This is a genomic window from Candidatus Baltobacteraceae bacterium (assembly GCA_036559195.1).
Classification (GTDB): Bacteria; Vulcanimicrobiota; Vulcanimicrobiia; order Vulcanimicrobiales; family Vulcanimicrobiaceae; genus JALYTZ01.
This window is the reverse complement of record DATBTN010000038.1, coordinates 1-17246: the sequence shown is the minus strand read 5'-3', so window position 1 is coordinate 17246 and position 17246 is coordinate 1. Positions and strand designations below refer to the sequence as shown.

The following is a 17246-nucleotide window of genomic DNA, read 5'->3' as shown; positions in this document are numbered from 1 at the left end:
TCGCCGAACACCGAGACTTCGCGCACAGCAGTCGTCATAGAGCGTTAGAGCCTCCAGAAAAAAACCAAACCCGTTACGTTTGGGGCCGAAGCTTGCAATTCCCTATGCGAAAAAAGTCGTAATCGGGATTTCGCGGATGGGAATAGCTAGACGTTGAACTTAAAGTTGACCACGTCGCCCTCTTGCATCACGTACTCCTTGCCTTCGCTTCGCAGGAGTCCGGCGGTCCGCAACGCGTCTATGGTCTTATAGCTAACGTAGTCGCCGTACGAGGCGATCTCGGCCCGGATGAAGCCGCGCTCGATGTCGCTGTGGATCTTACCGGCGGCTTGCGGTGCCTTGCTTCCGCGGTCGATCGTCCAGGCGCGGACCTCTTTTTCGCCGGCCGTCAGGAACGTCATGAGGCCCAGGAGGTCGTACGCCGTCACGATCAGCTGGTCGAGGCCGCCACGCTCGATGCCCAACTCGCTGCAGAACTCCTTAGCCTCGGCATCGGTCAACCCGGCAAGCTCCGCCTCGACCTTCCCGCAAAACGCGACGACGGGGCTGCCCTCGGCGGCCGCCACGTCTTCGACGGCGCGCATCAAGGGCCCGGGGTTGCCGATCTGCTCTTCATCGATATTTGCCACGTAGAGCAGCGGCTTGGCCGTGAGCAGAAACGACTCGGCGGCCATCTCGGCCTCGGGCGAACCGGCCGCGAACGCGCGGGCCGGCTTGTTCTCTTCGAGCGCGGCGATCAGCGCCTTTACGGCGTCGACTTTGTAGCGGACCTTCGGGTTGGCCCGGGCTTCGCGCTCGATTTTGTCGAGGCGCTTCTGCAGCGTTGCGAGGTCCGCGAGTGCCATTTCAATGCCGATGATCTCGATGTCGCGCCGCGGGTCGGGGCCGCCCTCAACGTGAGTGACGTTATCGTCTTCGAAGCAGCGCACCACCATTGCGACCGCATCGGTCTCGCGTATGTGGCTGAGGAACGCGTTACCCAGCCCCTGGCCGGAACTCGCGCCGCGAACCAAACCGGCGATATCGACGAAGCGGACCGTGGCCGGCACCAGCGATTTGGAATCGAGCAGGTCGCGCAGGACACCAAGCCGATCGTCGGGGACCGGGACCTCGCCGATATTCGGCTCGATCGTCGCGAAGGGATAATTCGCAGCGAGCGCCTGCGCCGAGCGCGTCAAAGCGTTGAAGATGGTGGACTTGCCGACGTTGGGCAGGCCGACGATACCGCACGATAGAGCCATAATGAACCGCGCTCCGTTCGGCCGCCGCAGCCGCGCGACCTTTGGAGCGACGCCAGGATTGTTACTGAGCGCGTAGGATTAAGTCACGGTATGCGGCAGATGAAGGTTGACAAGCTCGGTATCGATTTGCTCACGCACGACCCGGTTGTCATCCTCAAAGACATGGATGGCAAGCGCTTCCTCCCGATTTTGATCGGGCCGTTCGAAGCAACCTCCATCGCGTTGGCGCTCGAAGGCGCCCCGGTTCCGCGACCGCTCACCCACGATCTGATGCGTTCGATTCTCGATACTCTCGACGCGAAACTCGAGCAAGTCGTGATCCACGACATTCGCGAGTCGACCTTCTTCGCCAAGCTCATCGTGCGCACGAACGGCGAACTGCAAGAGATCGACGCACGCCCCTCCGACGGCATCGCGCTCGCTCTGCGCGCGAGCGCGCCGATCTACGTCTCCGATAAGATCGTGCTCGAGGAATCGGTCCCCGACAAAAAGACCGACGAAGCCGACGTCGAGCGATTCCGCCGCTTTATCGAGGAACTCAAACCCTCGGATTTCAACCGCTAAGGCAATCGCTCGGGTTCGGATCAAATATCCCACTGCCAGACGTTGTACCAGGGCGTGCTCGTTGGGTTTACCTTGAAGTTTTTAATATCGGGCGAACGGACGATCAAGCGGCGCGTTTCGTAGAGCGGAATGTACGGGATCGTAGCGTGGATCAGCCGCTGCGCTTTCGTATAGATCGCCGCGCGAGCGGCGGGATCGTCGGTTTTTAAGCCCGCCTTTTCGAGCGCGTCGACCTTCGGGTTGCAGTACCGGTACACGTTTTCGCCCTTTGGATAGCGGTAATCGCAGCCGAGGTAAAAGAGTTCGTCGGGGTCCCAGTTGAGCGTCTCCGAATAGTCGATAAAATCGTACGTGCCCGAGTAGATCGGCCCCGTCGGCAGAAACACGGAGTTGTACGCATAGGGCTTGAGCGCGAGGCGCACGCCGATGGCGTGCATGTACGCCTGAATCTGCAGCGAGATCGCACGCTGATTGGCGGATCCCGCGATGAGATCCATCACGTAATCCAAGCGAACGCCGTTTTTCGATCGCACGCCGTCCGAGCCGAGTTGCCAGCCGGCCGCGTCGAGCAATCGATTCGCTTGCGCCGGATCGTACCGATAGGGCGCGTTTGCCGTGTACCCGATCGCGGTCGGCGGGATGATATCGCGCGCGATTTCGCCGACCCCGTGCGTCAATTTCCGAACGATCGCATGGTAGTCGATCGCAAGCGAGATGGCTTTGCGCACCGTCAAATCGTTCAATCCCGGACGAGCGTTATTGATGAGCAAGAGACTCTGCGCGTTCCACGGAGCGGTCTGGACGACGACGTTCGGCAGACGCTTGTATTGCTCGTAGAACGGGCTCGGCGGCGACGTAATTAAGTCGATGTGGTGAAGTCGCATCTCGTCAAGCATGGTGTTATCGTCGGGAATAACGCTAAACACGATCTTCTCAAGTTTCGGCCGGCCCTTAAAATACCGGTCGTTGCGAACGAGCACGATCTGCCGCCCGCGGTCCCATCTCGAAAACTTAAACGGACCCGTGCCGATCGGCGCGGCGTTGTAGGCGACGTCGTTTATCGATGCAAACTTCGCAAGCAGATGGGCGGGAAGAATCCCCTTGCCGCCCTCCTGCAGCGGTGCGAAGAATTTCGTAACGAACGGCGGGTAACGGCGCTTGAGATGCACGACGACGGTGAGCGGATCCGGCGTTTCGATCGAAGCAACTTGGTCGTAGCCTTCGCGATGCAGCGTATTATTGCGTGGATTGACGACCGCTTGCCAAGAGAACTTTACATCCGCCGCGGAAAACGGCGCGCCGTCGTGCCAGGTCACGCCTCGGTGGAGGCGATAGGTGTACGTCGTTCCGTCCTTCGAGATGCCGCCGTTTTTCAGCGAAGGCACGGCCGTCGCGAGATCGCCGACGAGCCGGCCGCGGTCGTCGGCGACCACCAGATACGAATACATCATCGACGAGATATCGTAGGTGATGTCCATCGTCGATGCATAGGGATTGAGACGATCGGGATCGGCCACGTCGGCGAAGCGCAGCACGTGCGGCACGCTCCACGCATGACGGCCGTCGACGATCGCATCGCGCGATCCGGCGTTCGTACAAGCAGTCAGCAAGGCGGCGAGCGCCGCGACGGCGCTCATTCGCACGTTCATGGCGTTTCCTTCGAGGGGCCGCACCGGCTACCTCGAACCAGAGGCCACCATGGAGACAACAGAACGCGCCGACATCGGCGTATTTGGAGGATCGGGCTTTTACTCGTTGATCGAGAACGCCCGCGAGGTTTGGATCGAAACGCCGTACGGCGCCCCGAGCGATAAGGTCGCCCTCGGGGAGATTGCAGGAAAAAAGGTCGCGTTTCTGCCGCGACACGGCAAGGATCATCGCTTTCCGCCGCAGTCGATCAACTATCGTGCGAATCTCTACGCCATGCACATGCTCGGCGTAAAACGGATCATCGCACCCAACGCCTGCGGCTCGCTCAAGACCGAGGTCGCGCCCGGCTCGATGGTGGTCTGCGATCAGATCGTGGATCGCACGAGCGGCCGCAAGGATACGTTCTTCGACGGCCCGATCACGACGCACGTGAGTTTCGCGGACCCGTACTGCCCAACGCTTCGGCCGATCGCGGTCGGCGCGCTCAAGAGCCTGGGCATCGAGACGCACGATCGCGGCACCGTGGTGGTCATTCAAGGACCGCGTTTTTCCTCGCGAGCGGAATCCAAATGGTACCAAAGCCAGGGCTGGGAGGTCATCAACATGACCCAGTATCCCGAAAGCTACCTGGCCCGCGAGCTTGAGATGTGCTTCGTAAACATCTCGCTGATCACCGATTACGACGTCGGCCTCGACGGCATGGCCCCCGTTTCGCATCACGAAGTGATCGAAGTGTTCCATAAGAACAACGCGCGGGTAAAAGACGCCATCTACAAGATCATCGAGCAGACCGACATCAAAGCCGACTGCTCGTGCCACCACGCACTCGAAGGCGCCAGAGGGTAGCATGAATTTACGGGGGCAGAAGCTCGATCTGGCACTCTACGTGCAAGCGCTGCCCGTGTACGCACGCAATCTGGGCGTGCTCGTTCCACCGTTCGTCGCGGCGGTGATCGGCCTGCTGCTGAGTTATCTCAGCGGGCCGTTCACCGATCCGCTCGGAGGCGCCGGTGCGAGCATCTTCGGGCTGATCTCGCAACTTGTTTTTGGCTTTTCGTTCGGCGTGGCGTTGATCTTCGCGGACGACGCATGGCGCCACAATCGCGCGAACTTAAGCAACGCCTGGGCCGAGGCTCGGCGAAAGGCCGGCAACATCCTCATCGCCACGCTCGGTTTCTATTTCCTAATCTATATCGCGCAGCTTATCGGCGGAATCTTTGGCGCCGTCGGCAGTTCCCTGTTCGCAGCCGTCGCCACGTTCTTCCTGATCTATGCGTTGCCCGCGGCGGCGATCGGCGGCGCGTATAGCGCCGAGGTATTCTCGATCTCGATTCGCCGGGCGCGCGGCGAGCCGCTCGCAACCGCGATCCTAACGATCGTCAGCCTTTTCGTGTATTTCTACATCGGCTTTATGCTGCTGCCGCTGTTCGGTTCGGCGCTCGGCTACGGCGCGATCGTGTTGCAGTTACTGTTGCCCTCGGTTGCCATCGGCTACGTCGCACTCGTCGTCGCAAAACAGTACGCGGACCTTGCCTTCGGGCGCCGCTGGTAGGAGCGTTGCGGGCCGCATCCTGCGGCAATCCGCGCAGATCGACCGCTCGGGTGTCGAGCTATGGTTCGGCCTGCGCTGCACGATCGGCGTTGCGATTCCGCTCGTTGCCTCGCTGCTGCTGCATCGGCCCGCCGACGGCGTAGCCGTCTCGATCGGTGCGATCGTCGTCGGTTTCGCATCGCGCCAAGGCGTCTATCGGACGCGTGCCGCGACCATGCTGCTGGCCTCGGCCGCGATGGGCGTCGCCACCTTCGTCGGCAGCGCGAGCGGCGGGGGCAGCCCCGTGCTCCACGTTGCCGTAACCGTTCTCTGGGCACTCGCCGTCGGGATCTTGGCTTCGCTCGGCGCGAGCGCGACGGCGATCGGATTGAACTCGGTGCTCGCCATCACGATCTTCGGGCAATTTCATTTCACGCCGCTAGAGGCTGCGGAGCAGGGCCTCTACGTGTTTGCCGGAGGCGTTCTGCAAACGGTCTTGCTGGTGATCGTTTGGCCGTTCCAACGTTTTTCGGCGGAACGAAGCGTTTTGGCGAAGGCTTATCGCTCGCTCGGGGCTTACGCGAGCAATATTCCGCGCGTCAAACTCGCCCCACCCGATCCGACGACGTTTACCAGCGTTCACGATACGCTGGAGGATCCGCAACCGTTCGCGCGGCGCGGCGAAGTCGCCGCGTTTCGTGCCTTGCTTCTCGAAGCCGAGCGCATTCGCGCGACCCTCGCGGCGCTCGCCGTCGATCGTTACCTGTTGGAGACCGCCGGGGCACGGGATGCCTCCGACGACGTCCGCGAACTCGGCTCCGCAGCGCACGATATCGTGATCGAGATCGCCGGCGCGCTCGACGAAGCGCGCGCTCCACACGAACGCGAAGGGCTCTGGCCCGCGCTCGACGCGCGCATGGCCGCCATCGAGCGGAAAACGGCGGCCGATCCCGCGATCGCCGCCGGGCAAACCGTCGGCGACGCGCACGCGCTGCTCGGCCAGTTGCGCGCCGCTTGGCGAGCCGCATGTCTGCCGGCCGGGGCCTTTCGCAAGGATAAGTCCGCTGGCGCCGCTCTCGGCCCGATGGTTTCGTACTCGCCGTTTATCGCGCGCGAAGCGCTGGCTACGCTGCGCGCGAATTGCTCGCCGGGCTCGCCGTTCGCGCAGCACGCCGTGCGTCTGGCCGCAACGCTCGGCGTCGCCGACGTTCTCGCAAACGTCTTGCCGCTGCAGCGCGGATACTGGATAGCGCTCACCGCGGCGCTCGTGTTGCGCCCGGACTTTGCCACGACCTTCGTGCGCGGCGTAGCGCGCATCGCGGGTACGCTCGCGGGCGCGTTACTGGCATCGTCGATCGCGGCAACGCTGCATCCGGGACCCGTCGGTTTGCTGGTAGGCGCGCTGGTTTTCGCGGCCATCGGCTACACGATCTTCAGCGTAAACTACGCCATCTATACCGTCACGATCACCGGATACGTCGTGTTTCTGCTGGCATTCGGCGGGTTGCCGGAGCACTCGGCGATCCTGGACCGCGTCATCGCTACGCTGCTCGGCGGCGCCCTCGCGCTGACTGCATACTTCGTTTGGCCGACTTGGGAGCGCGAGCGCGTCGCGGCGCAGCTGGCGGATCTGCTCGACGCGCAGCGGGCGCACATGCGCCTCGTTCTCGAGGCCTATGCGAATCCGGCGCAGGCCGGTGAGCGGGAGATTCACCGCACCCAGCTGGCCGCGTGGCTGGCGCGCTCCAACGCCGAAGCATCGGCCGACCGCATGTTGAACGAGCCGGTCCATTCGTACGCGCTGGGCGTGCGACAGGCGCTCGGAATCCTCGCCGCGAGCCGCCGGGTCGGGCTAGCCGTCTTGGCATTGCAATCGCGTTTGCCGCGCTCGAGCGTCGCCCCGAACGAGGCCTTCGATACGCTCGTCCGGGAACTCGATCGCGGTCTCGCGATCGTAGCGTCGGCTTTACGCGCGGCCGGCCCGCTCCAGCCGTTGCCGCCGCTGCGCGAGATGCAGATCGCGTTGCGGCGATTGCTCGACGACGAGCACAACGCGGGCGTCGCCGCGCTCGTTTCGGAGACCGATCTGCTGGTCGACAGCATCAACGCGATGGCTCACGTTCTCGAGAAGCGTTAGCGCGCTCGCGCTTTCCCCGAAAGCGCCATGCGAACGCCTTCGGCGACCATCGCCGGGCTGACGTTCGTACGAGCGAGGCGTTGCGCGTCGGTCAACTTGGTCAGCAGCGCACCGGCTTCGTCGCCGCCCGTCGCCCCGAGGGCGTTGAGTTCGGCGCGGTAGTCGACCGCCAGCAGCGGCGCTCCGGCGCCGGCGCTGCCGATGGCGATCCAGTCGCGCACGAGGGTCTTGAGCGTTTCGAGTCCTTCATCGAGCGTTTCGCGCGTCGCCCACGTCTGCTCGGGCGTCCGCCCAGCAACCACGTCGAAGAACCAGGCCGCAACTTGCGAACGCAGCTGTTCTTCGTCGCCCAGCGCCGCCAGCGCGCGCGTTACGCTGCCTTGGGAGAGCGACGCGCCCAAACTCGCGCGCTCTTGCTCGATGCCTTGGCGCAGCAGAACGTCTTTGACTTCGGACGTGCGTAGATTTGGAAATCGTATCTCGAGCAATCGCGAGCGAATCGTCGTCAGCAGACGTCCCGGCATGGCGGTCGTCAATAGCAGCACGACCTTCGGAGGCGGCTCTTCGAAGAACTTGAGCAGCGCGTTGGCCGCGTGATGCGTCGCAAAATCGACGTCGCCGAGCACGAAAACGCGAAATCCGCCGGCGTACGACTGCAGCGAGAGCTGGCGGACGAGATCGCGTGCCGTCATCTCGTCGGTTTCGTGAAAGCCGAGCGGCGAATCGGTGTCCCCGATCTTGAGTGCGCCGACGCTCTCGAGCAGATCGGGATGCCTCGTCTCCGTCTTTCCGATCAGCCGGCACGACGCGCACGTGCCGTCGTACCCGAGCACGCCGTCTTTAGGCGCTTCGCAGAGCAGCGATTGCGCGAGCCGGCGCGCAAACGTTTTCTTTCCGATACCCTGCGAACCGGTGAAGAGGTACCCGTGTGCGATCGTGGCTTTCGTCAGACGCGAGAAAAACGCACGCGGGCCGGCGGCGCCAACCACGTCGAAGGCTAATTCACTCACGTCGCTACCCGCGCGATCGCGCGCATCGCGGCCTCCAGCACGCGCGGGGGCTCGGCTTCGCCGTCGAGCAGCACGATACGCGGCTGCGTGCGAGCCAGATCGAGGTACCCGTCGCGAACGCGCCGGTGAAAGGCGAGATCCTGGGCGTCTATTCGATCCGCGGCGCCGTTGCGCGCGGCGACTCGCGCGCGTGAGGTTTCGAGCGAGATGTCGACGAGCAGGGTCAGTTCCGGCAATCGCCCGGCCGTGGCGGCCTCACAAATGCCGCGGACCGTGGCGAGATCGAGACCGCGTGCGTAACCCTGATAGGCGAGGGTGGAATCGACGTAGCGATCCACGAGCACCGTCTTGCCGCGGGCCAGGGCGGGCTCGATGGCCTCGGCGACCAGCTGCGCGCGCGACGCGTTAATCAGTAATGTTTCGGTCAAGGGATCGATCCGCAAGCCGGGCTCTAGGAACAGCCGGCGAATCGTTTCGCCGGCGGGAGTACCCCCCGGCTCGCGTGTTTCGAGGGTTTCGCGGCCTTCCGAACGGAGACGCGCGGCCACGCCCGCGAGCAAGGTCGACTTGCCGCTGCCTTCGATGCCCTCAAAGGAAATAAACATTTCGCTACGTTTCAACGATGACTAAGCTATGACTTCCGGCTCGATGCTCGGCGACGTCATTTCGTGGTTTACCAACCGAGGTGCCGCTAAGGAAGATCGGCGCGTTGGGAAGTTTCACGTCTGGTACCAGGCCGAGACCGAACCCAAATGGATCACGCCCGGGGTGGGCATGGAAGTCTCGCCCCGCGGTTTCGCTTTTGCCATCACGGTCGTGATTCCATCGCAGGAGTTCGCGATCACGATAGGGCTGCGCAATCAGAAGATTCCCGTGCGGGTGCGCGTCGTCAATAGCGACCGGATCCAACAGCAGGGCAAGCTCTGGCACCGCTACGCCGTGGAGTTCGTGGGAATCGCCGCCGATCATTGGGACCTGGTCGTGCGCTACGTCAACGACGCGCCCGAACCGGCGGAGCGCAAGCCCGTGGAAGACCGCCCCGACGACGCCTATCGGCTGCTTCCACTCGCCGTCCAGAAAAAGATCGTCGCTCTGCTGGTGACCCAACGCAAACTCGAGGAACCAAAGAACGGCCAAATTCCGCTAATGAAACTCTTCTATAGCGGCCTGCAAAAACAGGCCGGCGCTCCGCCCGCGCACCGCTTCAGCGTGCACAGCCGCATCGTCATCAACGACGAAGTCGTCCCCTACGACACCCCCTTCCTCATCACCGACGACGGTACCGTAAAACTAGCCTAATTGTCATCCTGAGCTTGTCGAAGGACGGAGCTTGTCGAAGGACGGAGCTTGTCGAAGGACACACGCTCCGACGGGCGCGCACGACAAGCGCGTGCTTCGACAAGCTCAGCATGACAACGGCGCGTACCTGGCCAAGGCGCAACACGAAAAAGCGCGTGCTTCGACAAGCTCAGCATGACAACGGCGCGTACCTGGCCAAGGCGCAACACGACAAAGCGCGTGCTTCGACAAACTCAGCATGACAACAGCAACACCACGCCTTTGTCATCCTGAGCTTGTCGAAGGATGGAGCTTGTCACCATGACAAGAGACGGGGCTTAGACTAACGCTTCTCCGGTCTTGTAGATTTTTACGCGACGGTTGGGTTCTAGGCCGGTGCTGCGCGATTGCAGGCGGTATTTCTCGGCGAGTTGATGCTGCATGCGACGCACGTACGATGTTTGCGGCGAGAGTTCGATCGACTGGCTGTTGAGGAGCACCTGATAGACGGCTTCTTCAGCCTCACGCAGAGCGATCTCTTCGTTATCGATCGAGGGCAGATTGAATACGTCCTTGAGGCAGCTCTGGATCTGCGTGGTCGTATTGGTCTTGATCGAATAGATCGGAACGTTCTCCGAAGCGATCTGTTTGAGCTTCGGCTGCTCCTTGCGTTCGAGCGTCTTGAGCGTGAGAACGACATCGGCGTCGTCCCAATTGCGTGCGATGACGGCATTCACGCGAAGGTTGTGGATGGCACGCTCGATCTTATTGCGCGAAACGCCGTACGGAAAGATCATCAGCGGCCGATCGTGTTCGTCGGTTTCGCTCGGATCCTCGTGAAGGTGGTGCGCGTGCGCCGACGCCGCGATCTGCGGCATCGACTCCGGATCGGCTTCCTGTACGACGGTCACCTCGCCGCTCGCGGTGCGCTGGCGCACCTCGGGCTGCGGTTGATAGCCGCGCAGCAACGCGTCGACGACTTCGGCGACGTTTTTGTGGATGGCGAGCCGGTCGCGTTCCTGAATCTCGACGAGCACGTCGAAGGTGGGCGGTGCTTTTCGCTCCAGCACGGTTTTGCGCGTCCCGCGGCGGCGAGCTTCTTCGTCTGAAAGGGTCACCGCGCTGATCCCGCCGACCAGATCCGAGAGCGTCGGGTTCATCAGCAGGTTCTCGAGCGATTGGCCGTGCGCCGTGCCGATGAGCGCCACCCCGCGCTCGGCGATCGTACGCGCGGCCTGAGCTTCGGCCTCGGTGCCGATTTCGTCGATGACGATCACCTGCGGCATGTGGTTTTCGACCGCTTCGATCATCACCGAGTGTTGCAACGCGGGATCGGCGACTTGCATGCGCCGCGCCGTGCCGATGCCCGGATGCGGAATATCGCTGTCGCCCGCGATCTCGTTGCTCGAGTCGACGATGACGACGCGTTTTCGATCTTCGGCGAGCATGCGCGCGCATTCGCGCAGCATGGTCGTTTTTCCGACGCCGGGGCGCCCGAGTAAGCAAATGGACTGACCGCTGCGCAAGACATCGAGAATGATATCGATCGTGCCCGATACCGCGCGTCCGACGCGACAGGTGAGACCGACGATCTTTCCGGTGCGATTGCGGATCGCGCTGATTCGATGCAGCGTTTGCTCGATACCCGCGCGATTGTCGGCGCCGAACGGCGAGAGGCGCGTACAGACGTGCGCGATATCCTCTTGCGTTACCGACGTGTCGGAGAGGTAGACGAAATCGTTTTCAAAACGGGCTTCCGGGGGGCGTCCCAAATCCAAAACGACCTCGATGATATGTTCGAGGTTGGGAAGCCGCACGAGCGACTGCCTGATGGGAAGCGGGAAGATATCGAGGAGTTGGGTGAGTTCCCAGCCCGGAGAGATGGACTCGGCTTTAAGCGCCAACAGTGATCCTCACTCGTCGCCGTTTGGCGCACATCCTGTGCCCGGCGACACTCTCCGCGTCCTTGCGGAGCTCCAGAGCGTTTTAACTCTTTTTCCCATCCTTGGGCGCCGGCCCTGCACCTATTTTTTAGGTGATCGTAAAGCAATCCAAGCAACCTTCGCATCCGGAACGCTCTGCCGGTCAGCCCCGCAGGCTTAGCGCTAGTTCGGGTGACTCATACGTGCCCGCGTAGATCGGCAGCGACGCAGGGGGTCGTTCGGTACCGCGCGAGACGTGGGTCTCCCGGTACGATTTCCAAAACTACCGACCCGTTTAACACGGCCGATCGTTGGGATCGATAGAAGTGCCCGAAGAGTGCCGGAAGCGAAGACGCTACCGGATTTCGCACCGGGCGCGCGCCGAAAAAGCGCTCGCCATCTGCCGTCGTGTAGACGTATCCGATGACTTCATCGGAGCTCGAGACACGTTGTATCTTCACGATCGTGTCGCCGTATGGATGCAGCGTCCGTTTTTGAGGCAGGCTGAGGCCAATCGCGAAGCGCGAATCGTCGCATCTACGCGGTTCGAAGATTGGGTTTTTCAACATTATCGTCAGCGCCAGTACGGAAATGCCGGTCATGGGTTTACCGCTTCACCACGCGGATCGTGCGAAGCTCCTTGTCGTATGGGCCTTGCATGCGGACGCCGGCCTTGAGTTCGAGGCCGAGGTAGTCGATGATCTCGGGCGTGATTTCCTCGCCGGGCGAGATGACCGGGATGCCCGGCGGATATGGCGAGATCGTTTCGGCGCAGATCCGGCCCTTGCTCGATTTGAAATTCACGAACTCGGTGTCGGCGAGAAACGCTTCGCGCGGCAGCATCCGCATGGGTGGAATCTTCGGCAGCTTGTAGGTGCCGGTCTTCAACCGCCGCTCGAGCACGCCCGATGGCGAGAACATATCGACGGCGCGGTCCTCGCGCGCCATCTCGGACATGCCCAAGACCAGCCGGTCGGCGGCGTCGGCACTCGTGCCGATCGTGATGAGCGCGACGATGTTGAAGAGATCGGCGAGTTCGACTTGCACGTTGTAACGGCGGCGCAGCAGTTCCGACGCCTCGTACCCCGTGTAGCCGAGATCCTTGACGGTGATCGTGATCTTGGTCGGATCCAGCGCGAACATGCCGGGACGGCCCGCGAGTTCTTCGCCGAAACAGTAGATGCCGTCGATTTCGTTGAGCCGGCGGCGCGTTTCTTCGGCGAGTTCGATCGTACGGGAGAGCAGCGCCGCGCCTTCGACGGCCATCTGTCGCCGCGCGACGTCGAGCGAAGCCACCATCGGCAGATTCGGCGAAGTCGAGAGAAACATCTTGAGCACGGCTTCGAGCCGATCGACGCGAACGCGGGAGCCGATTTGATGCAGCATCGCGCACTGCGAGAAAGCCGAGAGCATCTTGTGCGTCGAGTTGATGCACATGTCGGCGCCGGCCTGGGTCGCCGAGATCGGCAGCGCCGGATGGAATTGAAAGTGCGGTCCCCACGCCTCGTCAACCAAGAACAGCTTGCCGGCATCGTGAGCGATGCGCACGATCGCTTCGAGATCGGCGGCGACGCCGTAGTACGTCGGGCTAACGACGTAAACGGCCTTGATATCGGGGTGCTCTTCGAGCGTCCGCGCGATCGTTTCGGGCGTGACGCAGTTGTCCATGTGCAGCGCGTCGTCTACTTCGGGCTGCATGTAGATCGGATGGGCGCCGCTCATCACCAATCCGCCGAGCATCGACTTGTGCGCGTTGCGCGGAACCGCGATCTTATCGCCGGGGTTCACGGCGGCCATCATCATGCACTGGTTGCCGCTGGTCGAGCCGTTGATCAGGAAATAGCTGCGATCGGCGCCGTAGGCCTCGGCGGCCAATTGCTGCGCTTCGAGCAGCGACTCCGTCGGCTGCAAGAGATCGTCGATTCCCGGCATCGGCGTGAGATCGATCGAGCAAATGTTATCGCCGATAAATTCGCGGAACGCGCGATCCATGCCGATGCCCTGTTTGTGGCCCGGCGTATGAAACGGAATGACGCCCGCATCGACGTAGTCGAGCAGCGCCTGAAAATAGGGGGCTTTGGTCTGATCCACCTGACACTCCAAAATCCGGCTTGGCCGGAGGCGTGCAAAAGCAATTGGCGCGCGTGCGCTCGATCGTGCTAGAGCGCGCGTCCCTTTGCGGTGGCCGAATGATGGGAGACTAACCACGCCGCTTTGCGAATCGCGCGGCCGTGCACCCGGTGGTGCTTCACCTAACTCATGACCTCGAAGCCCAGACGGTCGAGCATCGCAAAGTCGTCGAGATCTTGGCGGCCCGACGTGGTGAGGTAATTGCCCAGCACGATCCCGCTCGCGCCGCTGCGCATGCCGAGGTCCTGCAGACCGCGCAGCGTGATTTCGCGGCCGCCCGCAAAGCGGATCAGCGCTTTGGGCAACGCCAGGCGCGCCATCGCAACGAAGCGCAGGGCTTCGACCGGTTCGACGAGCGACTGGTCCTGAAGCGGCGTACCCGGGCGCGGATTCAAGAAATTGATCGGTACTTCTTCGGGTTCGAGCAATTGAAGCGAAGCCAGAAATTCAATCCGATCGTCGACGGTCTCGCCGAGACCGACGATGCCGCCGCTGCACAGCTCCAGGCCGAACGCTTTAACGAGCTGACACGTCTCCCAACGCTCTTCGTAGCTGTGGGTCGTGCAGACGCTCGGAAAATGCCGGCGCGAGGTCTCGAGATTGTGGTTGACCTTGTCGACGCCGGCCTCGAGCAGCGCGCGCATCTGGTCTTCGCGCAGAATGCCGAGCGAGACCGCAACGCTGAGCGGATAGTCGCGCTTGATGATGCGTACGGCTTCGCAAACGCGATCGAGCAGCTTCGTGGACGGGCCTCGAACGGCGACCACGATGCAGAGTTCGCTCGCCCCGCGGGCCTGCGCGTCGCGAGCGGCCTCGAGGAATCCCTCGACCGAACTGAGCGGCTCCGCGTCGACGTCGGAGGCGTAGCGCGCGCTCTGCGAGCAGAAGTTGCAATCTTCGGAGCAGCCGCCTTTTTTGGCGTTATAGAGAACCTCGACGGCGATGCCGTTACCGCAGTACCGGGCGCGTACCTCGTCGGCGAGGACGAGCAAATCGGCAACGTCGCTTCCCGGTAAGGCGACGAGTTGGGTCAGCAGCTCGCGATCCGCGGGCAGCTGCTTTTCCAAGACGCGTTCGCGGGCGCGTTCGATCACGGGATGAGCCAAGACGGTCCTTTAGATCAGGCGGGTGAAGAGTCGCGCGCCGGCCGTCACCGAGGCGGCCTCGTCGCGTTCAAACGGCAGAATGCCAAGTATCTCGATTTTTCCCTGCAATGCACGGCGGACGTCGTCGATATATGCAGGTTCCGAGACTTCGAAGCGGTCCACCAGTACCGCGCCGGCAAACTCGAGACCGAGCCCTTCGGCCAGCGCGATCGTCAGGAGCGCGTGGTTCATGCAACCGAGCCGCAAACCCACGGCGAGCACCACGCGCAGTTTCGCAAGTTGCGCGACCGTGCCGAAGTTTTGCAGCCGGTTGAGCGGCACGGCCAGGCCGCCCGCGCCTTCGGCAACGAGCGGGCCCTCGATGCCGTCGATGACGGCGCGAAGATCCTCAGCGCGAACCGCGGGGGTGCCCTCGGCGAGCGCGGCCGACCACGGATCGGCGGGTTTCCCAAATCGCGCGAGTTCGAGGTGACGGGCACCGGCAAGCCGGCCGGCGTTCGCCGCATCGCCGGGCGTGCCCGGCGGCAAGCCGGTCTGAACGAGTTTTACGATCGTCGGTGCTCGCCCCGCATCGACGAGCGCCTTGGCGAGCGCCGCCGTAAGCCGCGTTTTACCAACATCCGTATCGGTACCGGTTACGAGGTAACGTTGCAAGCGAGCACCTCCACGAGCCGCGCGATCTGTTCGCCGGTATGATCGGCGCGCAGCGAGATGCGCAAACGCGCGGTTCCCGCCGGAACGGTCGGCGGCCGAACCGCGGGCGCGAGCACGCCGGCTTCCAGGCAGGCCTTCGCGACGGCCAGCGCGCGGCGTTCGTCGCCGAGCACAATCGGAACGATCGGCGTTGCGTCATCGATGACCGGCAGACGCAGCTCCCGCAGGCCGGCTCGGAGGCGCGCGACGTTGGCATGGAGGCGCTGGCGCCGATCGTCGGCGGTTCGTGCGAGCATCACGCCGACCCGTGCCGCAAACGCGATCGGCGGCGGCAGCGCCGTATCGAAGATGAACGTCCGGGCCGAATTCACGAGCAATTCGATCAAGCGCGCCGGACCGGCAACGAAACCGCCCGCGGCCCCAATCGCTTTGCCGAGCGTCCCCATTACGACGACGCGATCGTCTTGCAGCGCGCGCGCGAGGCCGGCGCCTTCGTCACCCGCAACGCCGAGCGCGTGTGCGTCGTCGACGAGCAGGATGTCCTCCGTATGCAAGTCGGCAAGCATCGCCGGCAGATCGATCGCATCGCCGTCCATGCCGAAGATCGATTCCGTCACCACCAGCGCCCCGTTGCGGCGATGCGCTTTCGGCGGAAGCTTGCCGTGAGGGTAGACGACGCGTTCGAGTTTGCTCGCGCGCAGCGCATCGATCAAACACGCGTGATTGAGTGCGTCGGAATACGCGATACCGGCAAACCCGGCGAGCACCGAAACGGCGCCGGCGGCCGCCAGATAGCCCGATGAAAAGAGCAGCGCCCGTTCGCGCCCGGTCCAGCGCGCGATATCGGTCTCGAGCAGGGCGTGCTCGCGGTGACGCCCGCCCAATAGCCGCGCGCCGCCCGCGCCCACGCGTTTGACCGTCCGCATCGCTTCGATCATGCGCGAATCGGTCGCCAAGCCCAGATAGTCGTTGGTTGAAAAATCGGCGAAGACGCGCGGTTCGTCCGCATCTATCGAGCGATACCGCCCGCGATCGGCGATCCGCGCGAGTTCTTCTTCAACCCGGCCGAGATAACTCACGCGAGAACCGCTTCGAGCGCGTCGACGAAAGCGAACGTATCGTCGCGAGAACTAACCAGCGGCGGAACGAGCTGCACCACGTCGCCGATTGGACGCGTAAAGTGTCCGCGCTCGTAGAGCCAATCGGCGATCTGCCAGGCCGGCGTCAACGAGCCGCGCGATTCGATCTGCTCGGCCCGCAATTCGATACCGATCATCAACCCGGCTTGACGCACTTCGCGCACGAGCGGATGCACGCGCAACGCGTCCAGCCGCACCGCAAGCTCGGCGGCGAGAACGCGCGCGCGCTCGAGCGTACCTTCGCTCTGGAAAAGATCGAGGCTCGCGAGCGCCGCCGCACAGGCGATCGGATTGCCGGCAAACGAGTGGCCGTGAAAAAACTGCCTCATCTGCGCGTGCGTCCCGAGAAATGCGTCGTAGACCCGCTCGGTCACGAGCGTCGCCGAGAGCGCCAGCGTGCCGCCCGTAAGTCCTTTGCCGACGCAGACGACGTCGGGCTCCAGGCGCAAATGTTCGTGGGCGAACATGGCGCCCGTTCGGCCGAAGCCGGTCGCGACTTCATCAACCACCAGCAGCGGTTTGACGTTGCGAAGGTGTTCGTACGTAGCGGTCGGCACGATTCGCATGCCGGCTGCGGCCTGAACGATCGGCTCGATGATAATCGCGGCGATATCGTCGCGATCGAGCAAGCCGGGAATCGCACCGTATTCGAGCGTGTCGAATGTGACGGCGCCGAAACGCGCCTTAAAGAGCGGGAGATCGGAGACGCTCATCGCGCCCGCCGTATCGCCGTGATAGGAATCGGTCAAACGCACGAAACGCGTGCGCTGCGGCTCGCCGACGTTCTGCCAGTACTGCAACGCCATCTTCAAAGCGACTTCGATCGCGCTCGCGCCGTCGCCGGAAAAGAACGCGTAGTCCATGCGCGCAAGCGCCGTCAGCCG

15 protein-coding genes are annotated in these 17246 nt (G+C 63.1%); 5 read left to right on the top strand and 10 right to left on the bottom strand.

Features of this window, described 5'->3' with window-relative positions:
* Positions 1–146 precede the first annotated feature (146 nt).
* A complete protein-coding gene (gene ychF, locus VIG32_04430) occupies positions 147–1241 on the bottom strand; it encodes a redox-regulated ATPase YchF (protein HEY8297253.1) in 1095 nt (364 codons plus the stop codon).
* A 99-nt stretch (positions 1242–1340) separates the two neighbouring features.
* Between ychF and VIG32_04425 the strand changes: the two genes are divergently transcribed.
* On the top strand, positions 1341–1805 hold the full coding sequence (locus VIG32_04425; GenBank protein ID HEY8297252.1) for a bifunctional nuclease family protein: 465 nt from the start codon (positions 1341–1343) through the stop codon (positions 1803–1805).
* A gap of 20 nt (positions 1806–1825) precedes the next feature.
* On the opposite strand, the gene VIG32_04420 is transcribed toward VIG32_04425, so the two are convergent.
* On the bottom strand, positions 1826–3454 hold the full coding sequence (locus tag VIG32_04420) for an ABC transporter substrate-binding protein (GenBank protein ID HEY8297251.1): 1629 nt from the start codon (positions 3452–3454) through the stop codon (positions 1826–1828).
* A gap of 49 nt (positions 3455–3503) precedes the next feature.
* Between VIG32_04420 and VIG32_04415 the strand changes: the two genes are divergently transcribed.
* From VIG32_04415 to VIG32_04405, 3 genes are read left to right on the top strand one after another with little or no spacing between them, the layout of a single operon-like run.
* A complete protein-coding gene (locus VIG32_04415; GenBank protein HEY8297250.1) occupies positions 3504–4301 on the top strand; it encodes an S-methyl-5'-thioadenosine phosphorylase in 798 nt (265 codons plus the stop codon).
* A 1-nt stretch (position 4302) separates the two neighbouring features.
* Entirely contained in the window at positions 4303–5007 is a 705-nt protein-coding gene (locus VIG32_04410; GenBank protein HEY8297249.1) for a hypothetical protein, read from the top strand.
* Positions 4985–7123, top strand: coding sequence for an FUSC family protein (locus VIG32_04405; GenBank protein ID HEY8297248.1), 2139 nt, complete (start codon positions 4985–4987; stop codon positions 7121–7123). The genes VIG32_04410 and VIG32_04405 overlap by 23 nt, the downstream gene beginning before the upstream one ends.
* Here the strand turns inward: VIG32_04405 and VIG32_04400 are convergent.
* Together VIG32_04400 and tmk are read right to left on the bottom strand one after the other, a co-directional pair.
* Positions 7120–8133 carry a hypothetical protein gene (locus VIG32_04400; protein HEY8297247.1) on the bottom strand — a complete coding sequence of 338 codons (1014 nt, stop codon included), beginning with the start codon at positions 8131–8133 and terminating at the stop codon, positions 7120–7122. The two genes, VIG32_04405 and VIG32_04400, sit on opposite strands and share 4 nt — an antisense overlap.
* Complete coding sequence (gene tmk / locus VIG32_04395; protein HEY8297246.1) at positions 8130–8738, bottom strand: dTMP kinase; 609 nt, start codon at positions 8736–8738, stop codon at positions 8130–8132. Before tmk ends, VIG32_04400 begins: the two co-directional genes overlap by 4 nt.
* Before the next feature lie 28 nt (positions 8739–8766).
* Between tmk and VIG32_04390 the strand changes: the two genes are divergently transcribed.
* Positions 8767–9432 carry a hypothetical protein gene (locus VIG32_04390; protein HEY8297245.1) on the top strand — a complete coding sequence of 222 codons (666 nt, stop codon included), beginning with the start codon at positions 8767–8769 and terminating at the stop codon, positions 9430–9432.
* A 317-nt stretch (positions 9433–9749) separates the two neighbouring features.
* Here VIG32_04390 and VIG32_04385 read toward each other — a convergent pair whose 3' ends face one another.
* The 6 genes from VIG32_04385 to VIG32_04360 all read right to left on the bottom strand — a co-directional run.
* Positions 9750–11315: a R3H domain-containing nucleic acid-binding protein gene (locus tag VIG32_04385; GenBank protein HEY8297244.1), complete on the bottom strand. Its 1566-nt coding sequence runs from the start codon at positions 11313–11315 to the stop codon at positions 9750–9752.
* A gap of 624 nt (positions 11316–11939) precedes the next feature.
* Entirely contained in the window at positions 11940–13424 is a 1485-nt protein-coding gene (locus tag VIG32_04380) for an aminotransferase class I/II-fold pyridoxal phosphate-dependent enzyme (protein ID HEY8297243.1), read from the bottom strand.
* Between the two features lie 161 nt (positions 13425–13585).
* Positions 13586–14569, bottom strand: a complete 984-nt coding sequence (bioB, locus tag VIG32_04375) for a biotin synthase BioB (protein ID HEY8297242.1) — start codon at positions 14567–14569, stop codon at positions 13586–13588.
* 9 nt (positions 14570–14578) lie between these two features.
* Positions 14579–15223 (bottom strand): dethiobiotin synthase, encoded by a 645-nt coding sequence (bioD, locus tag VIG32_04370; protein ID HEY8297241.1) that lies wholly within the window; start codon positions 15221–15223, stop codon positions 14579–14581.
* Positions 15205–16302 carry an 8-amino-7-oxononanoate synthase gene (locus tag VIG32_04365; GenBank protein HEY8297240.1) on the bottom strand — a complete coding sequence of 366 codons (1098 nt, stop codon included), beginning with the start codon at positions 16300–16302 and terminating at the stop codon, positions 15205–15207. Before VIG32_04365 ends, bioD begins: the two co-directional genes overlap by 19 nt.
* Positions 16299–17246, bottom strand: a 948-nt coding sequence (locus VIG32_04360) for an aminotransferase class III-fold pyridoxal phosphate-dependent enzyme (GenBank protein HEY8297239.1), incomplete at its 5' end; no start/stop codon positions are given. The genes VIG32_04360 and VIG32_04365, both read right to left, overlap by 4 nt.